Origin of the sequence: Bradyrhizobium sp. AT1, from assembly GCF_001590795.1 — a bacterium.
In the GTDB taxonomy this organism is placed as follows: domain Bacteria; phylum Pseudomonadota; class Alphaproteobacteria; order Rhizobiales; family Xanthobacteraceae; genus Bradyrhizobium.
The window spans coordinates 3,281,144-3,285,603 of record NZ_JXDL01000001.1; the positions used below are offsets into that span (position 1 = coordinate 3,281,144).

6 protein-coding genes are annotated in these 4,460 nt (G+C 65.3%); 3 read left to right on the forward strand and 3 right to left on the reverse strand.

Annotation, left to right across the window (positions count from 1 at the left end):
* The 3 genes from SE92_RS15450 to SE92_RS15460 form a co-directional block, all read right to left on the reverse strand.
* Positions 1-867: S49 family peptidase (locus SE92_RS15450; RefSeq protein ID WP_063196541.1), on the reverse strand; the 867-nt coding region annotated here is incomplete at its 3' end.
* Between the two features lie 214 nt (positions 868-1,081).
* Positions 1,082-1,846, reverse strand: a complete 765-nt coding sequence (locus SE92_RS15455; RefSeq protein WP_063196542.1) for a tRNA1(Val) (adenine(37)-N6)-methyltransferase — start codon at positions 1,844-1,846, stop codon at positions 1,082-1,084.
* Positions 1,839-2,066, reverse strand: coding sequence for a putative signal transducing protein (locus tag SE92_RS15460; RefSeq protein WP_018323354.1), 228 nt, complete (start codon positions 2,064-2,066; stop codon positions 1,839-1,841). The genes SE92_RS15455 and SE92_RS15460 overlap by 8 nt, the downstream gene beginning before the upstream one ends.
* Positions 2,067-2,200: 134 nt before the next feature.
* Here SE92_RS15460 and SE92_RS15465 point away from each other — a divergent pair, with 134 nt between their 5' ends.
* The 3 genes from SE92_RS15465 to SE92_RS15475 all read left to right on the forward strand — a co-directional run.
* Positions 2,201-3,208 (forward strand): polyprenyl synthetase family protein, encoded by a 1,008-nt coding sequence (locus SE92_RS15465; protein WP_057757269.1) that lies wholly within the window; start codon positions 2,201-2,203, stop codon positions 3,206-3,208.
* A 414-nt stretch (positions 3,209-3,622) separates the two neighbouring features.
* Positions 3,623-4,138 carry a winged helix-turn-helix transcriptional regulator gene (locus tag SE92_RS15470; protein WP_063196543.1) on the forward strand — a complete coding sequence of 172 codons (516 nt, stop codon included), beginning with the start codon at positions 3,623-3,625 and terminating at the stop codon, positions 4,136-4,138.
* Position 4,139: 1 nt separating this feature from the next.
* The coding region (locus SE92_RS15475; protein ID WP_283806772.1) for a beta-ketoacyl synthase N-terminal-like domain-containing protein at positions 4,140-4,460 on the forward strand (321 nt) is incomplete at its 3' end.

Genomic DNA, 4,460 nt, shown 5'->3' on the forward strand with positions numbered 1-4,460 from the left:
TGAGATCAGCTCGTCCGGCAGCCCGGCCATTGATTCCAGGGCCGAAAGCTGGCCCGCGCCGGGCGATTTCCGGCCCAGAAGGCCGGAGAGCAGCCCGGTCGGCTGCGCGATCACAGGGGTGAGAACCTTCTCGCCGTAGCGGGCACGAAGAGTTGAGCGAAGATCGCCGATGCTGTCGGCCAACCCCAGCGCGATCGCGCTCTCGCCGGCCCAGTATTCGCCCGTGAACAGGGTGTCGTCGTCGCCCTTGAGGCGCGCACCGCGGCTGTCCTTCACCAGCGAAATGAATATCTGGTGGATCTCGCGCTGGATCGCCTTCAACTTGGCGACGTCGTCGGGGTTCTCGGGGAGGAACGGGTCAAGCATCGCCTTGTGTGCGCCAGCCGTGTAGAGCCGCCGCTCGATGCCGAGCCGCTTGATCGCCTCCTGGAAACCGAAGCTGCCGCCGACCACGCCGATCGAGCCGAGGATCGAGGAGGGATCGCAGATGATCTCGTCGCCGGCGCAGGCGATCATGTAACCGCCGGAGGCCGCGACGTCCTCGACGAAGACGAGCACCGGCAGCTTCTTTTCCGCCGCGAGTTGCTTGATGCGCAGAAAGATCTGGCGCGACTGCACCGGCGAGCCGCCGGGCGAGTTGATCACCAGCGCCACCGCCTTGGCGTTGCGCATCGAGAACGCACGCTCCAGCACTTTGGCGACACCCGCGAGCGTCATGCCGGGACGCAGCGGCGTCACCGCGCCGATCACGCCCGACAGTCGCACCACCGGCACCACCGCGGTACCCGGGCGGAACCGCGCCGGAAGATATTGCATGAGCTTGTCGGCCAGGCCGGAACTCTCACGATCGTTCAATTGTTCGGCCATGCCGTTACCTCTGATTAACCATTTCTTATCACGCGACTGTCATTGGAAGTGCCTGGAACGTGTTTTGCAGATTTCCCGTTGGGAGGCTGCAATGAGGCAGCGGAGAACACCATGAAAATCTATCTGCTGATGCTGCTGATCGGTGCGCTGTTCATGGCGATCCGCCTGACATCTCCGCAAGAGCAGCAATCGGAATCGCTTCCGCAGTAGGCTTTCACGGTTCCACCAGCGGCAACGCCGCCCTCCCCTCCAAGATCTCGATCGTCTCGTATTTAGGCACGCGTGACTCCTCGTTGAGCATGAGGCCCGGCAGCAAGCGCGTCGGGGCCCGGCCGCCTTTGACAGCACGCACCAGCACGCGGATCGCCGGCCGCCCCGCCTCGCCGTGAACCGGCAGGATCGCGAGGCTGCCGAAGCCGCGCGACAGCGCCGCCAGGACCTCAGTGAGGCCATCTGCACGCCAGATCAATGTCAGCACGCCATTCGATCGGAGGATGCGCCGCGCTGCATGCACCCACGCATGCAGCGTCTCCTCCGTTGCGACATGCGCGGTGTGACGCAGCCGATCCGGCGAGCCGCGATGCCGGGCCGGATCGTTGAAGGGCGGATTCATCAGCACCACGTCGACGCTGTCGGGTGACAGCCCATGTGACGCAAAGCCTTGCGCGTCGGCCGTGACGTCAAGCACGATCGTCTTGGCGGCAATCGCATTCGCCGCTGCGTTGTCGCGCGCAAGCCCGGCCAGCTCCGGATCGATCTCGACCAGACTGAGCCTGACACCGGGAATGCGCCGGGCCAACGCCAGCCCGGCCGTGCCGATACCGGCGCCGAAATCGACCACGCGGTCTCCGGTGCGGGCCTCGGTCGCCGCCGCAAGCAGGATGGCATCATGCCCGGCGCGATGGCCGGACCGCTTCTGCTTGAGGCGCAACTGCCCGCCGAGAAAGGCGTCTTCGGTAATATCTGCCGCCTCACTCATCGCCGCGCAGTTCGTGGCTGAGGCCGGCCTCGGTGAGGAGCTCCCGCGCCTCCTGGGCGTCGTCCTCGTGAACCAGGATCCGCCGCGGCAAAATGCCGAGCGAGCCCTCGATGATGCTCATGTTCTGGTCCAGCACCAGATGATGGATGTTGGCGCCGTCCAGCAGCGCGCCGATCGCCGACACCAGCACCATATCGTTGGTCCGAACCAATTCACGCAAAACGAGAGGTCTCCTGCCCAAAGGGGGCTAAAGCGGCAAATGTCAATGGTTCCGCAGGCCTTGCCGCATCCGCCGCCAGTTTCTATTGTCTTTCCGTCAGAATAGCCCCTTCGGGGCAAATATTGGAGACCGGCGTGGCCGTCATCGTACCTTTCGAAACTCCCGGCGCGTCGATCGAAGAGCTGGTTGCCCTTGTCGCTCCTGACATGGAGCGCGTCAACGCCACGATCCTGTCGCGGACCGGGTCGGACGTGACCATGATCCCGGAGGTTGCCAACCATCTGATCTCCTCCGGAGGCAAGCGGCTGCGCCCGATGCTGACGCTCGCCATGGCCAACCTCGCGGGCTACACCGGCGACGGCCACATCAAGCTCGCCGCCTCCGTCGAGTTCATGCATACCGCCACGCTCCTGCACGACGACGTCGTCGACGAGAGCGAGATGCGCCGCGGCAAGCTGTCGGCCCGCATGCTCTGGGGCAATGAGGCCAGCGTCCTGGTCGGCGACTTCCTGCTCGGCCAGGCCTTCCGCATGATGGTCGAGGTCGGCTCGCTGCGCGCACTCGACATCCTCTCCGCGGCGGCCGCCACCATCGCCGAGGGCGAGGTGATGCAGCTCGCTGCCGCCAAGAACACCGCGACCACCGAGGACGAATATCTCGCCGTGATCCGCGGCAAGACCGCCGAGCTATTCGCGGCGGCCTGCGAGGTCGGCCCCGTCATCGCCAACCGCCCGAAGGCCGAGCAGACCGCCTGCCGCTCGGTCGGCATGAATCTCGGCATCGCCTTCCAGCTCGTCGACGACGTGCTCGACTATGGCGGCAAGAGCGCCAAGCTCGGCAAGAACACCGGCGACGATTTCCGCGAGGGCAAGATCACGCTGCCCGTCGTGCTCGCGTTCCGCCGCGGCAACGACACCGAGCGCGCCTTCTGGATCAAGGCGCTCGAGCGCGGCGAGATCGGCGATTCAGATCTCGATCACGCCATCGGGCTCATGAACAAGCACCGCGCGCTGGAAGATACGCTGAGCCGTGCCCAGCACTACGGCGCCATGGCGGTGGATGCGCTGGCGCTGTTCCCCTCCTCGCCGATGAAGAGCGCACTGGAGCAGGTGGTGGCGTTCTGTCTGGCGCGGTCGCACTGAGCGACTGACAACCGAACACGCGATGTCGTCCCTGCGAAAACAGGGACCCATACCGCGTGATCCATCGAGAGAGCCAGGCGTCAGTACCGACAACGACCAATCTTCGCCAAACTCCTTCCTGTGGCTATGGGTCCCTGCTTTCGCAGGGACGACAGCGGTGAGTAGGCTCCGACTGTCCCCTCATCGTCATTGCGAGCGCAGCGAAGCAATCCAGAATCCCTCCGCAGAGACAGTCTGGATTGCTTCGCTGCGCTCGCAATGACGGAGTCTGGCGCACCGGCATCGTTCGCCAACTTGCATCTCCAGACGCAGCGACAACTCAAACCACAGCAACAATTGCGGATATCTACCCCCAAACATCCGCCGTGTCCTAGTCACTTGCATTTTGCAAGTTACTTACCTACTTTCCACCCCATGCAGCCCAAATCCCCTTCCATCCAGGAATGCCCGGTCGGCCGCGCCGTGGAGACGGTCGGCGAATGGTGGAGCATTCTGATCCTGCGCGATGCATTCCAGGGCGCGACGAAGTTCGACGAGTTCTCGCAGAGCCTCGGCATCGCGCCGAACATTTTGTCGCGGCGGCTCGCCCATCTCACCGCATCAGGCATGTTCGTGCGCCGCCGCTACCACGAGCGGCCGCCGCGCTACGAATACGTGCTGACGGACAAGGCGCGCGATTTCTTCCCGGTGATCGCGGCGCTGCTGGCCTGGGGCAACAGGCATCTCGCGCCGAAGGGCGAGTCCATTCTGCTGGCGAACCGCGACGATGTCCGCCCATTCGATCCCGTGGTCGTCGACGCCGCCAGCATGCAGCCGATCACGCTCGCCAATACGGTCGCGATTGCCGGACCACGCGCGAGCCGGGGAATGCGTCGGCGCATCGCGTCGCTCAAGGCCATGAACCCGGCCGTCGTGCCGGCGGGAGACTGACATGCGTCGTATCGTCGTGACGGGAATGGGGGCCGTGTCGCCTCTTGGCTGCGGTGTCGAACTCTCCTGGCGCCGCCTGCTCGCCGGCCAAAGCGGGCTGCGCCCGCTGCCGGAATGGGCACAGGCGCTGCCGGCGCGCGTCGCCGGGCTCGTACCCGACAAGGCCGATGATTCCGAGGGCGGCTTCGATCCGGCGCAGGCGGCCGCGCCAAAAGACCAGCGCAAGATGGACCGGTTCATCCTGTTCGCGCTGCTCGCCACGGCGGAAGCGGTCGCGCAGGCCAGATGGACGCCGCAGGATGCGGGCGCGCTGGAACGGACC